Annotated in this window: 17 protein-coding genes; 11 read left to right on the top strand and 6 right to left on the bottom strand. The window is 56.3% G+C overall.

Annotated elements, in window-relative coordinates:
- Positions 1–143 precede the first annotated feature (143 nt).
- Complete coding sequence (smpB, locus tag A6F69_RS06825) at positions 144–626, bottom strand: SsrA-binding protein SmpB (RefSeq protein ID WP_067602698.1); 483 nt, start codon at positions 624–626, stop codon at positions 144–146.
- A gap of 136 nt (positions 627–762) precedes the next feature.
- Here smpB and A6F69_RS06820 point away from each other — a divergent pair, with 136 nt between their 5' ends.
- Positions 763–2,742: an alpha/beta hydrolase family protein gene (locus A6F69_RS06820; RefSeq protein ID WP_083984728.1), complete on the top strand. Its 1,980-nt coding sequence runs from the start codon at positions 763–765 to the stop codon at positions 2,740–2,742.
- Positions 2,743–2,746: 4 nt separating this feature from the next.
- Here the strand turns inward: A6F69_RS06820 and dapA are convergent, their stop codons facing one another.
- Complete coding sequence (dapA, locus tag A6F69_RS06815; protein ID WP_067599033.1) at positions 2,747–3,628, bottom strand: 4-hydroxy-tetrahydrodipicolinate synthase; 882 nt, start codon at positions 3,626–3,628, stop codon at positions 2,747–2,749.
- Between the two features lie 113 nt (positions 3,629–3,741).
- Here dapA and A6F69_RS06810 point away from each other — a divergent pair, with 113 nt between their 5' ends.
- The 5 genes from A6F69_RS06810 to A6F69_RS06790 all read left to right on the top strand — a co-directional run bounded on the left by A6F69_RS06810 (position 3,742) and on the right by A6F69_RS06790 (position 8,534).
- The gene (locus A6F69_RS06810; protein WP_245638203.1) at positions 3,742–5,724 is read left to right on the top strand and encodes a lytic transglycosylase domain-containing protein; all 1,983 of its coding nucleotides are present in this window, start codon (positions 3,742–3,744) and stop codon (positions 5,722–5,724) included.
- 42 nt (positions 5,725–5,766) lie between these two features.
- Entirely contained in the window at positions 5,767–6,210 is a 444-nt protein-coding gene (locus A6F69_RS06805) for a GreA/GreB family elongation factor (RefSeq protein ID WP_245638202.1), read from the top strand.
- On the top strand, positions 6,203–6,736 hold the full coding sequence (locus A6F69_RS06800) for a hypothetical protein (RefSeq protein ID WP_067599024.1): 534 nt from the start codon (positions 6,203–6,205) through the stop codon (positions 6,734–6,736). Before A6F69_RS06805 ends, A6F69_RS06800 begins: the two co-directional genes overlap by 8 nt.
- Before the next feature lie 36 nt (positions 6,737–6,772).
- The gene (gene rlmN, locus A6F69_RS06795) at positions 6,773–8,014 is read left to right on the top strand and encodes a dual-specificity RNA methyltransferase RlmN (RefSeq protein ID WP_067599021.1); all 1,242 of its coding nucleotides are present in this window, start codon (positions 6,773–6,775) and stop codon (positions 8,012–8,014) included.
- 142 nt (positions 8,015–8,156) lie between these two features.
- Positions 8,157–8,534: a glycine zipper 2TM domain-containing protein gene (locus A6F69_RS06790; protein ID WP_067599018.1), complete on the top strand. Its 378-nt coding sequence runs from the start codon at positions 8,157–8,159 to the stop codon at positions 8,532–8,534.
- Positions 8,535–8,605: 71 nt separating this feature from the next.
- Here A6F69_RS06790 and A6F69_RS06785 read toward each other — a convergent pair whose 3' ends face one another.
- Positions 8,606–9,451 carry a PhzF family phenazine biosynthesis protein gene (locus A6F69_RS06785; RefSeq protein ID WP_067599015.1) on the bottom strand — a complete coding sequence of 282 codons (846 nt, stop codon included), beginning with the start codon at positions 9,449–9,451 and terminating at the stop codon, positions 8,606–8,608.
- Positions 9,452–9,514: 63 nt separating this feature from the next.
- Here A6F69_RS06785 and A6F69_RS06780 point away from each other — a divergent pair, with 63 nt between their 5' ends.
- The 3 genes from A6F69_RS06780 to A6F69_RS06770 are packed head-to-tail and all read left to right on the top strand — an operon-like array spanning position 9,515 to position 11,686.
- The gene (locus A6F69_RS06780) at positions 9,515–10,288 is read left to right on the top strand and encodes an SDR family oxidoreductase (RefSeq protein ID WP_067599012.1); all 774 of its coding nucleotides are present in this window, start codon (positions 9,515–9,517) and stop codon (positions 10,286–10,288) included.
- Complete coding sequence (locus A6F69_RS06775; protein WP_067599009.1) at positions 10,285–10,956, top strand: cytochrome b/b6 domain-containing protein; 672 nt, start codon at positions 10,285–10,287, stop codon at positions 10,954–10,956. The genes A6F69_RS06780 and A6F69_RS06775 overlap by 4 nt, the downstream gene beginning before the upstream one ends.
- Positions 10,946–11,686 carry a molybdopterin-dependent oxidoreductase gene (locus A6F69_RS06770; protein WP_067599006.1) on the top strand — a complete coding sequence of 247 codons (741 nt, stop codon included), beginning with the start codon at positions 10,946–10,948 and terminating at the stop codon, positions 11,684–11,686. The genes A6F69_RS06775 and A6F69_RS06770 overlap by 11 nt, the downstream gene beginning before the upstream one ends.
- Positions 11,687–11,696: 10 nt before the next feature.
- On the opposite strand, the gene lptB is transcribed toward A6F69_RS06770, so the two are convergent.
- Both lptB and A6F69_RS06760 read right to left on the bottom strand, forming a co-directional pair.
- Positions 11,697–12,449: an LPS export ABC transporter ATP-binding protein gene (gene lptB, locus A6F69_RS06765; protein WP_245638201.1), complete on the bottom strand. Its 753-nt coding sequence runs from the start codon at positions 12,447–12,449 to the stop codon at positions 11,697–11,699.
- 28 nt (positions 12,450–12,477) lie between these two features.
- The gene (locus A6F69_RS06760) at positions 12,478–12,915 is read right to left on the bottom strand and encodes a DUF1801 domain-containing protein (RefSeq protein WP_067599000.1); all 438 of its coding nucleotides are present in this window, start codon (positions 12,913–12,915) and stop codon (positions 12,478–12,480) included.
- A 79-nt stretch (positions 12,916–12,994) separates the two neighbouring features.
- Between A6F69_RS06760 and A6F69_RS06755 the strand changes: the two genes are divergently transcribed.
- Complete coding sequence (locus A6F69_RS06755; protein ID WP_067598997.1) at positions 12,995–14,311, top strand: SAM-dependent methyltransferase; 1,317 nt, start codon at positions 12,995–12,997, stop codon at positions 14,309–14,311.
- A gap of 6 nt (positions 14,312–14,317) precedes the next feature.
- On the opposite strand, the gene A6F69_RS06750 is transcribed toward A6F69_RS06755, so the two are convergent.
- Complete coding sequence (locus tag A6F69_RS06750; RefSeq protein ID WP_067602692.1) at positions 14,318–15,199, bottom strand: DUF1295 domain-containing protein; 882 nt, start codon at positions 15,197–15,199, stop codon at positions 14,318–14,320.
- A 169-nt stretch (positions 15,200–15,368) separates the two neighbouring features.
- On the opposite strand from A6F69_RS06750, the gene A6F69_RS06745 reads away from it, so the two are divergent.
- Positions 15,369–16,586: an argininosuccinate synthase gene (locus tag A6F69_RS06745; protein WP_067598994.1), complete on the top strand. Its 1,218-nt coding sequence runs from the start codon at positions 15,369–15,371 to the stop codon at positions 16,584–16,586.
- Positions 16,587–17,056: the final 470 nt, after the last annotated feature.

Here is a 17,056-nt window from a genome sequence, read left to right as displayed (position 1 = left end):
TGGTCGCCATGCGCTCCTCACCGCAGCTGCGCAAGAGCGGCGCGCCACGTAAATCGGCAAAGCGTTGGTTGTCGTCGATATGGGTAGCAGAAACTGCCTGACAATATTGTGAATTACCGACAGAAAATTTGACGAATGAGCCCCTAGCCTTTTTCGCGCATCAAGCGCGCCTTGTCGCGCTTCCAATCGCGATCCTTGATGTATTCACGCTTGTCTTGCGATTTTCGGCCTTTGCCTAAAGCCAACTCTACCTTGGCCCGCCCTGCCTTGTTGAAGTAGATCGACATCGGGATCAATGTCATGCCCTTGCGCTCGACCGCACCGAACAGCTTGTTGATCTCACGCGAATTCAGCAGCAGCTTGCGCGGCCTCTTGGGTTCATGATTGAGCCGGTTGCCATGGCTATATTCCGGAATATTCGCGTTGATGAGCCATACTTCGCCATCGCGTACTTCCGCATAGCTTTCAGCGATCGTCGCCTCACCTGCACGCAATGCTTTTACTTCCGTGCCTTGTAAGGCGAGCCCTGCTTCGAACTTCTCCTCGATAGCATAATCGAATCTTGCGCGCCGGTTTTCAGCGACGATCTTTTGCTTGTCGAAGGATTCTGGTTTGGGGCGCGCCATAATGCGGATCATGTAGGGATTTGTGGTCAAATGCGAAAGGTCCGTTTGTATTCATCGCAAGCGACTTGAATTTATCCCCGCGATCCACAAGGATCGATCAACATCAAAGCCTATTATCTCGAAAGCTCAGAAAGTTATGCCACGTATAAATCTGCAGTCGCTCGCAACTGCAAGATCAGTGTTTGCGACCATGCTGTTTGGAGCAGGTCTTGTGGCGCCCGTGCCGATTGCAGCGCAGATTCAGGTTCCGCCACTTGAGTTTTACGGTGAACTTCCTGCAGTTGAAGACGCAGTGGTGTCCCCGTCAGGCGCATACACCGCGCTCCTGCAGACCGCACGCGGTGAGCGCGTAATCACGGTTATCGATTCCGCGGGCAATCCGGTAAAGCAGCTTGCCGTTGGCGACGCGCGAGTACGAGGCATCGAATGGGTTGGTGAAGAAGCTATTCTTCTCTTGCGCACTGAAACGGATCGCACCACCCGCCGTTTCGGGAATGAAAAGGTCGAATGGTGGCGGGGGAACGTGATTCCGCTGGACGACAGTCGCGACGTTGTTTCGATATTTGCCAATCAACGCTACGTGGCGAATGCGATTGTTGGTTTCTACGGCATTCGCAATGTGGACGGCCGATGGAAGGGCTACTTCGGCGGCTTTCGAAAGGGACGGGCATCTGGGGAGCGTGCGCGCATTCTTGATTTCGCGCCTGCGCTGTATGCTGTTGATCTTCTGAGCGGAGAGGTCGATCTGGTTGCCTATGCGCCGGATTATCCAACCTTGCGAAGATGGCTGGTAAACGCCGAAGGCAAGGTTGGAGCGACGCTGGAAATCAATGAACAAAACGGCGGTTGGCGGATAGAAAACGCCGAAGGGAAGACGATTGCGAAAGGAAATCAGCCGCGTGGCGAGGTAAGTTTGACCGGCTTTGGTGCTGACGGACGCAGCATAATCTATCGCTACTACGACGATGCAGTTGAGCAGAACAAGCGCATGCAAGTTTCTGCCGATGGTTCGACAACCACTGAGCTATGGACAGACGTTCAAATCTCAGAGTTCGTTCGCGACAAAAGCTCAGGCGTTGTCATGGGCATTTTGACGACCGACGCCAAATACCAGCTGGCCGAAGAGGCCAAGCAAGCTCGAATGCAAGAGGCGCTGAACGTGGCCCTCGGTCGTAAAGGGATCGGTGTCGAAGTAGAGGGCTTCAGCTCCGACATGCGGGCTATCGTCGTCTCGACAAGCGGGAACTACGACAGCGGCACTTGGCTCAGGGTCAACCCGGATAACGACAGCCGTTCGATTCTCGCGCTGGAGCGGCCTGCAATTCAAGGGCCGGTGATCGGGCAAGTTTCGGAATTCTCATACCAGGCGCAAGATGGGCTCGATATGCAGGGAATTCTGACCCTGCCGCCAGGAATACAGCCAGAAAATCTGCCTGTTGTGATCTTGCCTCACGGCGGTCCGAATGCGCATAACGACCTTGAGTTCGACTGGTGGGCACAAGCCTTCGCATCGCGTGGTTACGCCGTTTTTCAACCTAACTTCCGCGGTTCGACTGGGCGCGGAGAAGACTTCGTCAACGCCGGCGATGGCGAATGGGGCCGGAAGATGCAGACGGACAAATCGGACGGTCTCAGAGCCTTGGCCAAAGCGGGTATTGTTGACGCTGGACGCGCTTGCATCGTCGGCGCAAGCTATGGTGGCTATGCGGCAGTTGCCGGCGTAACCATCGAGCAAGATGTTTATCGTTGCGCAGTCGCAGTCAACGGAGTGTTTGATCTTAAACGTCTTCTCGATTGGCGCATAACCGGTAGGCGAGATATTTTCCGCCGCGCGGCGGACCGGCAGTTCGGCAAAGAGACCGATCTGGACGCGATCTCGCCAACCAAGCTTGCTCAGCGGGCTGACGCCCCGATAATGCTGATCCATGGACGCGATGATACAGTTGTCCCATATGAACAATCCTTGTTCATGAAGGATGCTTTGGAGGACGCAGATAAGCCGGTCGCAATGATCTCATTGGACGGTGAAGATCACTATCTGTCACAGCCCGATACACGCAAAGCCATGCTCAAAGCGGCAGTAGGGTTCGTAGAGCGGCATAATCCGCCGGGCTGAAAGCTCAAATCAACCCAGCGATTTCCAGCGCTTCATCCACCGCCTTCTTGGCCGCATCCGAACATTCGACAAGCGGCAACCTGACCGACGGTTCCACCCAGTCGTGCACACGGCTGAGCGCGTATTTCACGGGCGCGGGAGATGCATCGCTGAACATAGCGTAATGCAGCGGAAACAGCTTGTCGTTGAGTTCGCGTGCTCGTTTCAGATCGTTTGCAGCGATGGCCTGATGAAATTCCGCGCAAAGCGCCGGTGCGACGTTTGCAGTTACCGAAATTGCCCCCTTCCCGCCCGCTGCGGAATGCGGCAGCCATAGCTCGTCATTGCCTGATAGCTGGCAGAATTCACGGCCGATACCCATCCGGTGATCTGCAACCCGCGAGAGGTCTCCACTCGCATCCTTGATCGCAACGATCCGGTCCGGGTATTTGCGTACCAATTCGACCACTGTCTCATCTTCGATGTCAGTTACCGTGCGACTCGGCACGTTATAAAGAACAATGGGCAGATCACTGTTTTCCGAGAGAAAGCTGAAATGTGCAATCAGCCCCCGTTGGCTCGGACGATTGTAATATGGCGCAACGCACAGCCCAGCCGCCGCACCCGCTTTCTTTGAGAAATTCATGTGCAACAAGGCGTTGCGCGTGTCGTTCGAGCCGCAGCCCGCAATTACCGGGACACGCCCCGCCGCCTGTTCGATGCAAACTTCGATTACTCTGTGGTGCTCAGCGTTTGACAATGTGGACGCTTCGCCCGTCGTTCCACATGGTACCAAGGCCGAACTTCCATGATCGATCTGCCAATCAACAAGACGTCGAAACGCGCGCTCGTCAAACGCACCATCGCGAAATGGTGTGACTAGTGCAGGAATAGAGCCAGAAAACATTGATCTCGGACCTTTCTTGGTGGCATACTACGGTTTGAGGGGAAATCGTAGCGCCGTGGGCTTTTTCAAACCATTCACGGCCTGATAAGGAGCGCACTGGCAGGATGTCCAGCATGCAAAAGTCCCCCAGCCGAAAATTCGGCGCAAAATACCTGTTCGCCACGCTTCTGCTCGGCACCACCGGGCTGGCAATAGGCGCGCCTGCAGCAACGAAAAATGCCAGCCCTGCGGATCTTGCGCGCGCTCAAATGGTAGCACAGCAGCCGACCCGAATGGATATGGTGCTCAATCGTTGGGAATACCTGAGTGAGAACGAAGAGCTGAGCTTCGACGCGTACTCAGGTTTCTTGCTGGCCTATCCTGATTTTCCGCGCTCTTCGCGGCTCAGACTTCGCGCCGAGAATGCACTGGACGGTACGCCAGCTTCGTCGGAACAACTTGTTGCCTATTTTGATACGCATCCGCCGGTGACCAATACCGGGCGGGCGCGTTATGCCTTGGCGCTTAGTACGCTACGTCGGCCAGAAGCTTCCGAAGTGGCACGCGAAGCTTGGCGCAGCGGGCCAATGCAGGAGACGACCGAAGCCTACCTTCTAGGTTTGTTCGCAGGCCAGTTCACACAAGCCGATAATGATACGCGGATGGAAGCGTTGCTGTGGGAAGGTGATGCAGATGGTGCGGTGCGCCATATGCTGATGACCTCTTCAAACAAACGTGACCTGTTCGGCAAAAGGCTTGCGCTTTTACAGGATAAATTGCCCGCTGATGAAGGCTCGGCGATTGCGCGCAGCGCGCTTGACCAGCCAGGCGTGGTCTACAATCTGGTGCGTTATTACCGCCAGAACAGGCAGATGGATCGGGCAATCGATGTGCTGACGTCCCGCCCGCAATTTGCATCGTTGCCGCATGAAGCATCTGACCTTGTCAACGAAATGCTGATCGCCGCTAAAGGAGCGGGCTCAAGACGCGCGGTACAGATCGCCGCCTCTGTGGATGATCTGTTCGCGCCGGATACGGACATCAGCGCGGGGTCGTTCCGCCTGCGCGACAAGTACACCGATTTGATGTGGCTGGGTGGCACCGAAGCCCTCTGGAAATTGGGCGATGGCGCAAAGGCGGCTCCGCTGTTTTATCGTTACGGAGCTGCGGCACGCACTCCGCTGACAAAAGCAAAAGGTTTCTATTGGGCCGGTCGCGCGTCGCGGCAGGCCGGTGATACCGCCGAAGCAAATCGCTATTACGAGATGGCGGCGAAATTTGCGGACCAGTATTATGGTCAGCTGGCACTCAGCGCGATGGGCAAACCCGTGCCCGAGTTCGCGCAACTGCCAGCGGCGGGGATCACAACTGAGGAGCGTGCTGAATTCCGGAACAAGTCGCTTGTGAAAGCTTTGACCGCCCTTGCCTCTTCACGCCGTGATTGGCGCACTGAACGTGCATTCTTCGAAGCACTGGCAGACAGCGTGAGAACGCCTGAAGACATGGTCCTGTTGTCGGAGTTGTCCGAAGAACTGTTGCTTGACGAGTTTGCCGTGGTTGCCGGGGCCACTGCGCCCGAACACGGCCTTTTCGGCTTCGAACGGTTCGCTCATCCGACCGTGCGTGTTCCGACCACTTCCAATTGGACCATGGCACACGCCATTATGCGGCAGGAGAGCGAGTTTGACCAAAATCGGGTGAGCCATGCCGGCGCGCGGGGCATGATGCAATTGATGCCCGGAACCGCACGCGAACAAGCCGGCAAGTTGGGCGTCAACTACATGTCAGCCAATCTCACCTCTGACACGCAGTACAATATCCGGTTGGGCGACGCCTATTTCCGCCGGATGCTCGATTACTATGACGGGTCTTACCCCTTGGCATTGGGCGCATATAACGCTGGCCCGGGCCGTGTGAATCAGTGGCTTCGCTTAAATGGTGACCCGCGCACCGACGCGATTGATTATGTCACCTGGATCGAAAAGATTCCGGCCAATTTCGAAACCCGCTATTATATCATGCGCGTGCTCGGCAATGCGGTTACCTATGACAACATGTACCCGGAAAAAGCTCCTGGCGGGCGACCGCGCCATATCGACTATTTCTTGCAGTCCTAGTGAACATTGAAGCCTCAAGGCGATCCGATCACGCCTCAAGGCATGGCGGCGTTAAAGGCGCGCTATGACCACTTGTTGGGCACTGAACGACCCGAGATCGTGGAAATCGTCAGCTGGGCTGCAGGCAATGGTGACCGCAGCGAGAACGGAGACTATCTCTATGGACGCAAGCGCATGCGAGAGATTGATCGGGAGCTTGCACATCTCTCTCGCCGGATGAAGGCCTTGCGCGTGGTCGATCCGGGCGAGCAGCTTGACACGGCGCGCGTATTCTTTGGCGCTACTGTCGAGCTCGCGGACGAGGATGACAAGCGCAAGATCGTGACCATCGTTGGCGATGACGAACAGGATGCTGGCAAGGGTCGGATCGGCTGGAATTCGCCAATGGCGAAGGCGCTGCGGGGCGCATCTGTGGGGGATTTACGCGTGGTCAGGCTTCCTTCCGGAACGAAGGAATGGGAAGTACTCGAGATCAGCTATGAATAGATTGTTCACACCCACCATTGTGTTTGGCTTGTGTGTGCTGCTCGCAGCACCGCTCGCGGCGAAAGACAGCCTAGGCGTATTCTCCGATTGGGCGGCGTTCCGCGATATCGAAGCACCAAGATGCTATGCAATCGCCCTGGCGGAACCGGTCGGTCCTCAGGCGAGCGCGGCGAGGGATTATGAGCCCTATGCCAGCATCGGCAGCTGGCCCTATCGCCAGATCCGCAACCAACTGCATATCCGCCTGTCTCGCGAAATCGCTCAAGGCGCATCTATCAGTCTCCGTTTAGGCGGGCGTACCTTCGAACTGTCCGGCGGCGGCGGTGACGCATGGGCGAAAGATCGCGCGATGGACGCAGCAATTATTGCTCGGATGCGCTCTTCAGACAGCATGCGTGTTACTTCAACGACGACCAGCGGACGCCGCTTTACCGACACCTACGTGCTTGACGGAGTAGCAACGGCGATCGACGCTGCGACCCTGGGTTGCGCGCCTGCAGCACTTGAGCAAGCGCGCAGAAGCTAGCCAAACAGATAAAGCGCCCCTATATGCGCGGCCTCCATGGCCGACACCGCACTCATGAGCATCCCGGGACAGGTTGATCCCGTGCCCGCGCCGCGTGACATCACGCCGCGCGCCGACGGTCGTATTGATCTGATGGGCGTGCCAAAAGAGCGTATTCAGGAACTGTTTGCCGAGGCGGGTCTCGATCCCAAGCAAGCCAAGCTACGTTCGAAACAGGTCTTCCATTGGATCTACCACCGCGGCGTATCTGAGTTCGCAGATATGACCGACATTTCGAAGGCGATGCGCCCCTGGCTGGCAGAGCGCTTTGTCATTGCGCGGCCGGAAGTTGTTGAAGCTCAGCATTCGACCGACGGCACGCGCAAATGGTTGCTCAAGACTGCCGACGGTCATGAGTATGAAATGGTCTTCATCCCTGATGCCGATCGCGGCACTCTGTGCGTCAGTTCGCAGGTTGGCTGCACGCTCAATTGCCGCTTCTGTCACACCGGCACAATGAAACTGGTGCGCAATCTGACGCCGGGCGAAATTGTGGGTCAAGTAATGCTCGCACGCGATGCGCTGGGCGAATGGCCCAAGGGCAGCATGGCAGGTCTTGATGGAGAAGAAGACAGCAGCGAATACCGCGCCGATGGCCGCCTGCTCACCAATATCGTGATGATGGGCATGGGTGAGCCGCTTTACAATTTCGACAATGTCAAAACCGCGCTCAAACTCGTGATGGACGGCGCCGGCCTTGCTTTGTCGCGCCGCCGGATCACGCTCTCCACTAGCGGTGTGGTTCCGATGATGGGCAAATGCGGCGATGAGATCGGGGTAAACCTGGCAGTCTCGCTCCACGCAGTGACCAAGGAAATCCGCGACGAAATCGTCCCGCTCAACAAGAAATACGGCATTGAGGAACTGCTGGCCGCTTGCGCCGCCTATCCCGGTGCAAGCAATGCCCGGCGGATCACGTTTGAATACGTGATGCTGAAGGACAAGAACGATAGCGACGAGCATGCGCACGAACTTGTGCGACTGATCAAGGAATATGGCCTGCCAGCCAAGGTGAACCTGATCCCGTTCAACCCGTGGCCCGGTTCGGCATATGAGTGCTCTACGCCGGAACGCATCAAGAGCTTCTCAAACATCGTGTTTGAGGCCGGCATCAGCGCACCGGTACGCACGCCGCGCGGCCGGGACATCGATGCAGCATGCGGTCAGCTCAAAACCGCTGCGGAAAAGAAGAGCCGCGCTCAACGGGATCGCGAAGCAGCGGAAGCCGCCACCAACTAGGCAAAACGCCAGTTCACCCCGCAGCTTCGGCCTGTTTCTGCCTCGCGCAATCCCTAACTGCTCAGAAACCACCCGCATTCATGCAAGGTTCTGACACTTCAGCCTACCAACCACCCACAAATTACCTTGGGAGGAACCCGAAATGAATAAATTCGCATTGGCGCTCGCGGCCGCGACGCTAACAGTCCCTGCGGCCCCAGCCCTAGCAGATCCGCCGCCGCATGCGCCCGCACATGGCAAGCGCGCAAAGGATCGCGCGGCAATTTATGATGCCAACGGGTACTATATCTCGCCGCGCCGTATCACACGGGATTCGCGAATCTGGAAAGGCCGCGACGGCGAATATTACTGCAAACGTGACAATGGCACGACTGGTTTGGTTATCGGTGCAGGTGTCGGCGCGCTGGCTGGGCACGAGCTTGCAGGGAATGGAGACAAGACGCTCGGCGTGCTGCTGGGCGCGGCGATCGGCGGCGTTCTTGGGCGCGAGATCGACCGCGGCAGTCTTCAATGCCGTTGATACGATGATCGCAAATTAGACTGCTCGGTACCGGGCCGCTCGTCTTCGCGATGGGCGGCCCTTTTGCATGATCAGAGATTTGGTTGCACGATGCCACCGCTGCTTACCGTTGAGCAGGTTCCACCAATCCAAACATCGCCCGCATTATCTTGGCGGCAATGCACCAGTCCATTCGCACCAACCTTGCGCCCTTGGGCAGCGCGATAGCTGCCATTGGCAAGGCCGGTTGCAAACAGATGTATCGCCACGCCAGCATTAAAGCTGCCTGTCACAGGGTCCTCGACAAAGCGGCCAATCGCGTCAGAGAAAAAGGCGCGTAGCTCCCAGTCAGTCTCCGCTCCTGCCTCGGATGGGCCAGCAAGGCCAATGTCGGTACCCTGCGCTGCTTTCGCCACTGGGTCTGCTGCCAGAACATCTGCCGCACTGGCAAGTCTGAGCAATTGCCAACCAGGCCCGTTTTGTACGTGCACCGCTTCGACCACGGCACTTGGATCGACGCCTGTTAGCATGATCGCGTTCTCCCGCTCTTCTGCAGTAAGATCGCCTTGCTTGGTAAGCGGCGGCGCCTTGAATGCCAGTTGCGCGCCATCCTGCCGCACCTCGACCAGCCCTACTCCGCATTCCTGCATTACTACCCCATCGTGTTGAGGCTCACCTCCGGCTTCCAGCCATGCGTGGCATGAACCTAGGGTCGGATGGCCGGCAAAAGGCAGCTCGCCCGCAGGGTAGAAAATACGCACACGGTAGTCGGCTGCGGGATCAGAAGGTGGCAGCAAGAAAGTCGTTTCCGAAAATCCCAGCCACTGCGTCAGTGCCAGCATCTGGTCTGTTGTCAGACTGTCCGCCCCATGCACCACTGCAAGCGGGTTGCCGCTCAATGGACCGGATCCAAAGACATCCACCAGATCAATCTTCATCGCATATCTCCAAAGCTCGCACGCTCTCTAGCCAAGTTCACGCAATTCTGCTGAATAGAATTGATGTCCAGACCTGCAATTCTTGTTACCGGAGGTGCCGCAAGGATCGGTGCCTGCATAGTCCGAGCGTTTGCCGACGCAGGCTGGCATTGCATTATCCATTATCGCGGATCAGATGAGGAAGCGCGCGCGTTGGCCGAAACCTTGCCATCTGCGGAAATTTTCCAGTGCGATCTCAAGGATGGCGACGCGGCGGTCGCAATGATCGAAGAATTGGCGATTCTGCATGATGACTGGCGCATGTTGGTCAACAACGCATCGATTTTTTCATACGATGATGCAACCAAACTGGATCCAGCGACGAACAAGGAAGCGATGCAGGTTAATGCGGAAACTCCCGCCCGAATGGCACAAGCTTTCCTGGCCAAAGCGCACAGCGATGCGGGCCGCACAGTGGTTCATATTACTGACCAGAAACTAGAGAATTCGAACCCCGATTTCTTCAGTTACACGATGAGCAAGCATGCTCTAGCGGCCACAATTCCCATGTTGGCTGATGGCGCTTGCGGGCCGATCGATAGAGTCTATGGCCTCGCACCCGGAGCTATTCTGGCCAGTCACGATCAGACAGAAGACGAGATCGAGGTTTCACATCGGCTGAATCCTTTGCGCCGAAAGACTGGACCGGACGAGATCGCGGCGGCAGTATTAATGCTGGCGCAAGGTCATCTGCGCAGTGGCGAAACAGTCTATGTCGACAGCGGCCAGCACTTACTCGATCAGCCGCGCGACGTGATCTACCTCGCACGCGAATTGGCCGCTGCAGCAGCGCAATGAAGACAAAACACTCACTTCTAACTCGGCTTTGGCACTGGCTGAACGCGCTTTGCGTGATTGTGCTTTTCATGAGCGGGCTAGGGATCTCGAACGCCCACAGATACCTCTACTGGGGCGATGCCGGGTCACAACCTTCAGAGGCATGGACCGCCGTCATTCGATTTCCGGATTGGGCAACCATTCCGCAACGCTATGATCTGGCGGAGTCACGGGATTGGCACATCCTTCTCTCGTGGCCGTTCGCAATCGGTCTGCTGGTGTTCTGGATCGGCATGCTCGTCGGCGGACACTTCTGGCGTGACATACGCACGCGCCGTGAGGAATGGACGCCTACGCAAATCTGGGCGGATATCGTCAAGCACGCCACGCTCGATTTCAGTCATGAAGGCGCAAAATACGGCTTCTTACAGAAGCTTGCGTATGGGGTTGTCCTTGGCGTTCTGCTGCCCGCTTTGATTTTTACCGGACTTGCAATCAGCCCAGGGTTCGAACCAGCCGCACCCTGGTTGGTCGATCTTTTTGGCGGACGGCAAAGCGCGCGTTCAATCCACTTTCTGGCGGCTTGGGCATTATTTGCCTTTTTCGTGATCCATATATTGCTGGTGCTGCTGTCAGGTCCGATCAAGCAGATCCGCGACATGATCACTGGAGGTGTCGATGAAACGTAGAGCAGCGCTTTTTGGTCTGAGCGCGTTGCTCACCGGCGCCTGCTCGAAGATAGCTGACAGCCGCACAGGCCAATCATTGTTCGATCTGGCCGAAGGATGGAACCGCAAGGCGCATCGCGCACTGGCTGATCGAGAGGCCTTGGCTCCAGAGTACAGCAAAGCTGACATATCGCCGGTATTCAAAGGTAACGGGTCGGTCACTGTTGAAAGCGACATCTATGCTGACCAATTAGCCAGAGGATTCCCGGACTGGAGATTGCAAGTCAGGGGGTTGGTCAAGAACCCGTTGTCGCTAAGTTTGGACAGTTTGCGCGCGATGCCTCAGCGCACGCAGATCACGCGACACGATTGCGTCGAAGGTTGGAGCGCAATTGGCGAGTGGCGCGGCCCACAGCTGTCCCAGCTTTTAGAAGCCGCAGAGGTGCTGCCAGAGGCAAATTTCATAGTCTTCTACTGCGCGGATATTTTGTACGGTAAACGATATTATGAAAGCATCGATATGGTCGATGCCTATCATCCGCAAACCATTGTTGCGCATGAATTGAATGGCGATCCATTGCCGGAAAAGAACGGGGCGCCGTTGCGCATGCGTATTGAGCGTCAGCTAGGCTACAAGCATCCGAAATACCTGACTGCCATAGAAGCCGTGTCGAGTTTGGACGATATCGAAGGTGGTAAAGGCGGATTCTGGGAAGATAACTACGGGTATCAATGGTATGCCGGGATGTAGTTTAAGATGACTACGGGCGACTATTACCTAGATAATGTTCGATCACTTCTGGCGCGCTCAGCATTTCAGCCGGGCTGCCTGAAAAGATGATCCTTCCTTCATCCAGAACATAAGCACGATCAATCAGGCTTAGCATTTCTGGAACATTCTGATCGGTCAGCAAGATCCCGATCCCACGCTGCCGCATATCGCGGATCATTTGTTTGATGTTGGCAATCGTGAGTGGATCGATGCCAGCAAATGGCTCATCCAACAGAATAATGGCCGGGTTCAGAGCAAGCGCCCGCGCCACTTCGCAGCGCCGCCTCTCCCCACCGGAAAGCGACTTTGCTGACGCCGTCCTGAGGCGCGCAAGATCAAGCGAACCTAACAGGTCTTCGAGCAACCTTTTCCTTTGTTCGGGAACAGGCTCGACTATCTCGAGCATCGAAAGAATATTCTCTTCAACCGTCAAGCCACGAAAAATCGAAGGCTGTTCAGGCAGATAGGCGAGGCCCAACATTGCGCGCCGGTAGAATGGCAATCTCGACACGTCCTGCCCGCCAAGCATTACGCGGCCCATATCAGGGCGCAGCAATCCCAACAGGCAATAAAAGGCCGTCGTCTTGCCCGCCCCATCCGGCCCGAACAGGCCAACAATCTCTCCTTGGCAAACTTCAAACGAAGCACCATCCAAAACAGCCCGCTTGCCGAAGTTCTTCCGAAGTTCAACAGCTTCAAGCTTCACGCGGTTCGACACTGTCCCATCATCCCGCTGGTTCACCGGAAAAATCCCGCCATGATTGACCGCGCTAACGCGGATAGATGCGCTCCATCGCCTCCCAATCGGCGGCGATCAATTGCTCCAGAACGTCCATGTCAACGTCAGCGAGTTTGTTTATGTAGAGGCAGCTCTTCCCGGTCTTGTATTTGCCCAGTTTCGCTAACAGCTCTTCGCGTCTGCTGGCTGCGATGTCGTCGCAATATCCGCCCATCAGATAAAGCGAATGCTTTGCTTTGCGCGGGCTGAACCCCGCTCGCATCCACGTGACATCGCGGCCGCTGGCATAGGTTGTGTTGTAAACGCCATAGCCAATAATCGACGGCCCCCACATCTGAGGCCTCTCGCCCGTCACCTTTCGGAACAGTGCGTCGAGCGCCATGGCATCCTGGCGCTTGGCTTCTGGTTCTACGAGTGAAATGAACTTCTGTGGATCAATCCCAGTAATTTGCGTCTTCGCCTCTGTCACCCAACCTCTCCTCAAGAAGATTGACAGCCTAATCCGCAATGCGCAGTCTGTCATGAGGTAATAGAGGGGTGGCAATTCTATGTGGTTGCTAGACAAGTTTCTGAAAAAGGCCATTAAACACGGCCAATTCATTGTCACGGATCACGATGGCAAAGAATATACTTACGGGACTGATCCAGGCAGCTACCCCGAAGAAATCGGCGGAAAACCGGGCCCGATCCGGATTCGCCTGACGCATCCCAAAGCGGCCAAACATATCGCGCGTTACCCGCAATTGGGCGCGGGTGAAGCTTACATGTGGGAATGGCTGGTGGTCGAAGAGCCGCACGACATTCGCGACATGATTCTGTTCGTGACCATGAATGCCAAGCGTTTGGGCGAAGAGTCCCTCAAGCCGCAGACACCGTTGCGCAAACTTGGGCAGAAAATTATCGCAGCCGTAGATGGCATCAACCTGCGCACATCTGCGGCCAAGAATGCAGAGCACACATATAATCTGACACGCGAGCTATACGAACGCTTCCTCGACGAGGATCGCCAGTACACCATGGCCTATTATCGAGAGGATGATCCGGCCTCCACTTCGCTTGAGAAGGCGCAGATGGACAAGAAAGCGCATCTGGCTGCGAAGATGTGCCTCAAGCCAGGGATGAAGGTTCTGGATATTGGCTGCGGCTGGGGTGGCTTCGCGCTGTATCTGCACAAGACGTATGGGGTGGAAGTCACCGGCGTAGCGCTGGCGAACGATCAGATCGCGTTCTGCAAGGAACGCGCCGAGGCCAATGGCGTGTCGGACAAGGTCCAGTTCCACCTGATGGATTACCGCGATGTGGAAGGTGAATTCGACCGAATCTCCTCTGTCGGCCTGCTCGAACACGTTGGCACTATCCATTACCCGCAGTTTTTCGAGCATACGCACCGGCTCCTGAAGCCTGGTGGCGTCATGATCAGCCATTGTTGTGGCCGCGCTGGCCCTCCCGGATTCACCGATGCCTGGACCCGTAAATACATCTTCCCGGGCGGCTACATTCCGGCGCTTTCAGAACTTGTCAGTCAGAGCGAGAGGTACGGTTGGCAGATTATGGATGTCGAAGCGATGCGGTTCCACTACTCTTACACCTTGGAGGAATGGTACAAGCGCACTGTCATGCACCGCGAAGAGATCACCGCGATGTATGACGAGACATTCTACCGCATGTGGCTGTTCTACCTTGCGGGCGCAGAGCAAAGCTTCCGCAACGGCACCATGGTCAATTGGCAGATCCAGTATGTGAAGGATCGCGCAGCTGTGCCGATGACTCGCGAATATATGGTCGAGGAATCAGCCCGCTTGCGAGAGAAAGGCGAAGTGCCCAAGTGGCGCTTTGATCCGGAACTAAAGGAAGCCGCTGAGTAAGCCGGATCAACCCTTCGGCGGACGTGGGAATAACACCGGCGTGTTCTTGCGATATTGCTGATACGCAGGGTCATCGCCCCAGCGATCTTTGCCAATGCCATCGAGCAGATTGACCCCACTGATCCGCGTCAGCAGCAGATAGACGAAGATCGGTGAGATCACCGCCAGCCAAGACCAGCCTGAAAGCAGCGGGATTGCCATTACCAAAATCCCGGTCCATAGTGTGATCTCTCCAAAATAGTTCGGATGTTGTGACCAGGCCCACAGCCCGCTCTTGATGAACTTGCCTTTGTTGGCAGGGTCTTTCTTGAAACGCCGCTTCTGGTCATCGGCGATGACTTCAAACGCAAAACCGATCACCCAGATCGCAGCCCCGGCCCAGAAGAATAGGCCGAGCGGTGCGGCGTCTTGGGAAGTGATGATCACCAACGCAGCGGAAGCTGTGAAGATTACCCACACCGCTTGCAGCGTCCATGCCACCAGAAAGCGCGGCGGGTTCTTCTTGATCTTCTCAAACCGTTCGTCTGCCCCACCCGACGCGTGGATCCGCATGAACAGGAAACTGCCCAACCTGACAGTCCAGATGCCCACCATGACCGCGACTACGATCGCGCGCGTATCGAGCGGGGCTGCGTGATAGGTGGAGTACCCGATGACCGAGAGGTAAGTGAGAGCACCCACGGTATCGTAATACGTGTCCTTCTGTGCGAGCGCCGAGGGGATGAATGCCAGCCAATTGACAGCGAATGCTACCACCGCGCAGGCGAACAAGGCCGGATAGTCATCAATTGTGATCCCGCCGGATCCCGTTAGAAATGCAAATCCCAATCCAAGCGCCGTTGCAATGGCAACGATCAATAGACTTCTTCCTGCACCTCTGAATGACATGGAACGCTCCCCCCGGGTTAAACTTGTTTTGTTGCTCAACGAATGTGAGCTTGAATTGATCCGCCCCTTCTTAGCCGCAAGCCAAGCTTTTGCGAATCGACGCGCTTCTTCATTGCCCAGTCCCGCTGCGCCTGCTAGCCGCGCCGCGTCTAATTGAGAGTTTGAAACCATGTCTGATATCAAGCGTGTTGTTCTCGCCTATTCCGGGGGCCTCGATACTTCCGTCATCGCCAAATGGCTTGAAGTTGAACGCGGCTGCGAAGTCGTCACATTCACTGCCGATCTTGGCCAGGGGGAAGAGATCGAGCCCGCTCGCACCAAGGCGCGGGCCATGGGTATCCCGGACAAGCACATTTATATCGAGGATTTACGCGAGGAATTCGTGCGCGATTTCGTCTTCCCGATGATGCGCGCCAATGCCCGCTATGAAGGCGATTATCTGCTGGGCACGTCAATCGCTCGCCCTTTGATCTCCAAACGTTTGGTGGAAATCGCACATGAAACCGGCGCGGATGCGATTGCTCATGGTGCTACGGGTAAAGGCAATGATCAGGTGCGTTTTGAGCTGTCGGCCTATGCGCTGGATCCCGATATCAAGGTCATCGCGCCGTGGCGCGAGTGGGATTTGACCAGCCGTACAGCGCTGATCGCCTGGGCAGAGAAGCACCAGATACAGGTACCCAAGGACAAGCGTGGGGAAAGCCCGTTCTCGACCGATGCGAACCTCCTCCACACCTCTTCTGAGGGCAAAGTGCTGGAAGATCCGTGGGAAGAGACTCCCGACTATGTCTATTCGCGCACTGACAATCCGGAGGACGCGCCCGATACGCCTGAATATATCACGATCGATTTCGAGCGCGGCGATGGCGTGGCGCTTAACGGCGAAGCGATGAGCCCCGCTTCGCTGCTTACCGCGCTCAACGATCTCGGGGGCAAGCACGGCATCGGTCGACTCGATCTGGTCGAAAACCGCTTTGTCGGAATGAAGAGCCGCGGCATGTATGAAACACCGGGCGGTGAGATTTATGCTCGCGCCCATCGCGGTATCGAGCAGATCACACTGGATCGCGGGGCAGCGCATCTCAAGGATGAGCTGATGCCCAAATATGCCGAACTGATTTACAACGGCTTCTGGTTCGCGCCTGAGCGCGAGATGCTCCAGGCCGCGATTGATCACAGTCAAGAGAGGGTCAGCGGGACGGTTCGCATGAAGCTGTACAAAGGCGTTGCCGGCGTCGTTGGGCGCAAGAGCACGAATTCCCTCTATTCCGAATCGCACGTCACTTTCGAAGACGATGCTGGCGCCTACGATCAAAAAGACGCGGAAGGGTTCATCAAATTGAACGCGTTGCGGCTCAAACTGCTCGCCAAACGCGATAAATCCTAAACCGAAGATCGATTTTGCGATGAATGGTTGAGTTATCCACTCTCATCCACAACTGATCTGAGGAAAAGTGGAAAAGTCGGGGTTGCAAAGCTTGCGCGACTCACTCTGAGGGCGCAGTCTCAAGACATCGGAAGGGAGAGAAACCCAACCGGAAATCTGGCTCTAACGAGTTGATTTCACGAGAGTTTCTCAGATCAACCGACGCAGTGGATATTGTCCACGCGGTCTTTGAGACTGGACATGCAGAAAGTGCAAACCGGAAGCAAGTGCAGTTGCCCGAGAAGAACGCGAAGCACGTTCACTGGATAGGCCAGGAACCTGGTTGTGAAACGATGGAAGGTGGAAGCTGAGGCAGAAACCAGCCGCTTGAGGGAAGCAGCCGAGAAGGGGGAATGGTCTCGGTAGCGTTGAAAGAAAAGGACCGCTTGGAAGGGCTTCGGCACGGAAAAGTAGGACTGATCGGAAGGCGA

The organism is Altererythrobacter ishigakiensis (assembly GCF_001663155.1).
In the GTDB taxonomy this organism is placed as follows: Bacteria; Pseudomonadota; Alphaproteobacteria; order Sphingomonadales; family Sphingomonadaceae; genus Erythrobacter; species Erythrobacter ishigakiensis.
The sequence above is the reverse complement of the archived record's forward strand: the minus strand, read 5'-3'. Positions and strand labels throughout refer to the sequence as shown.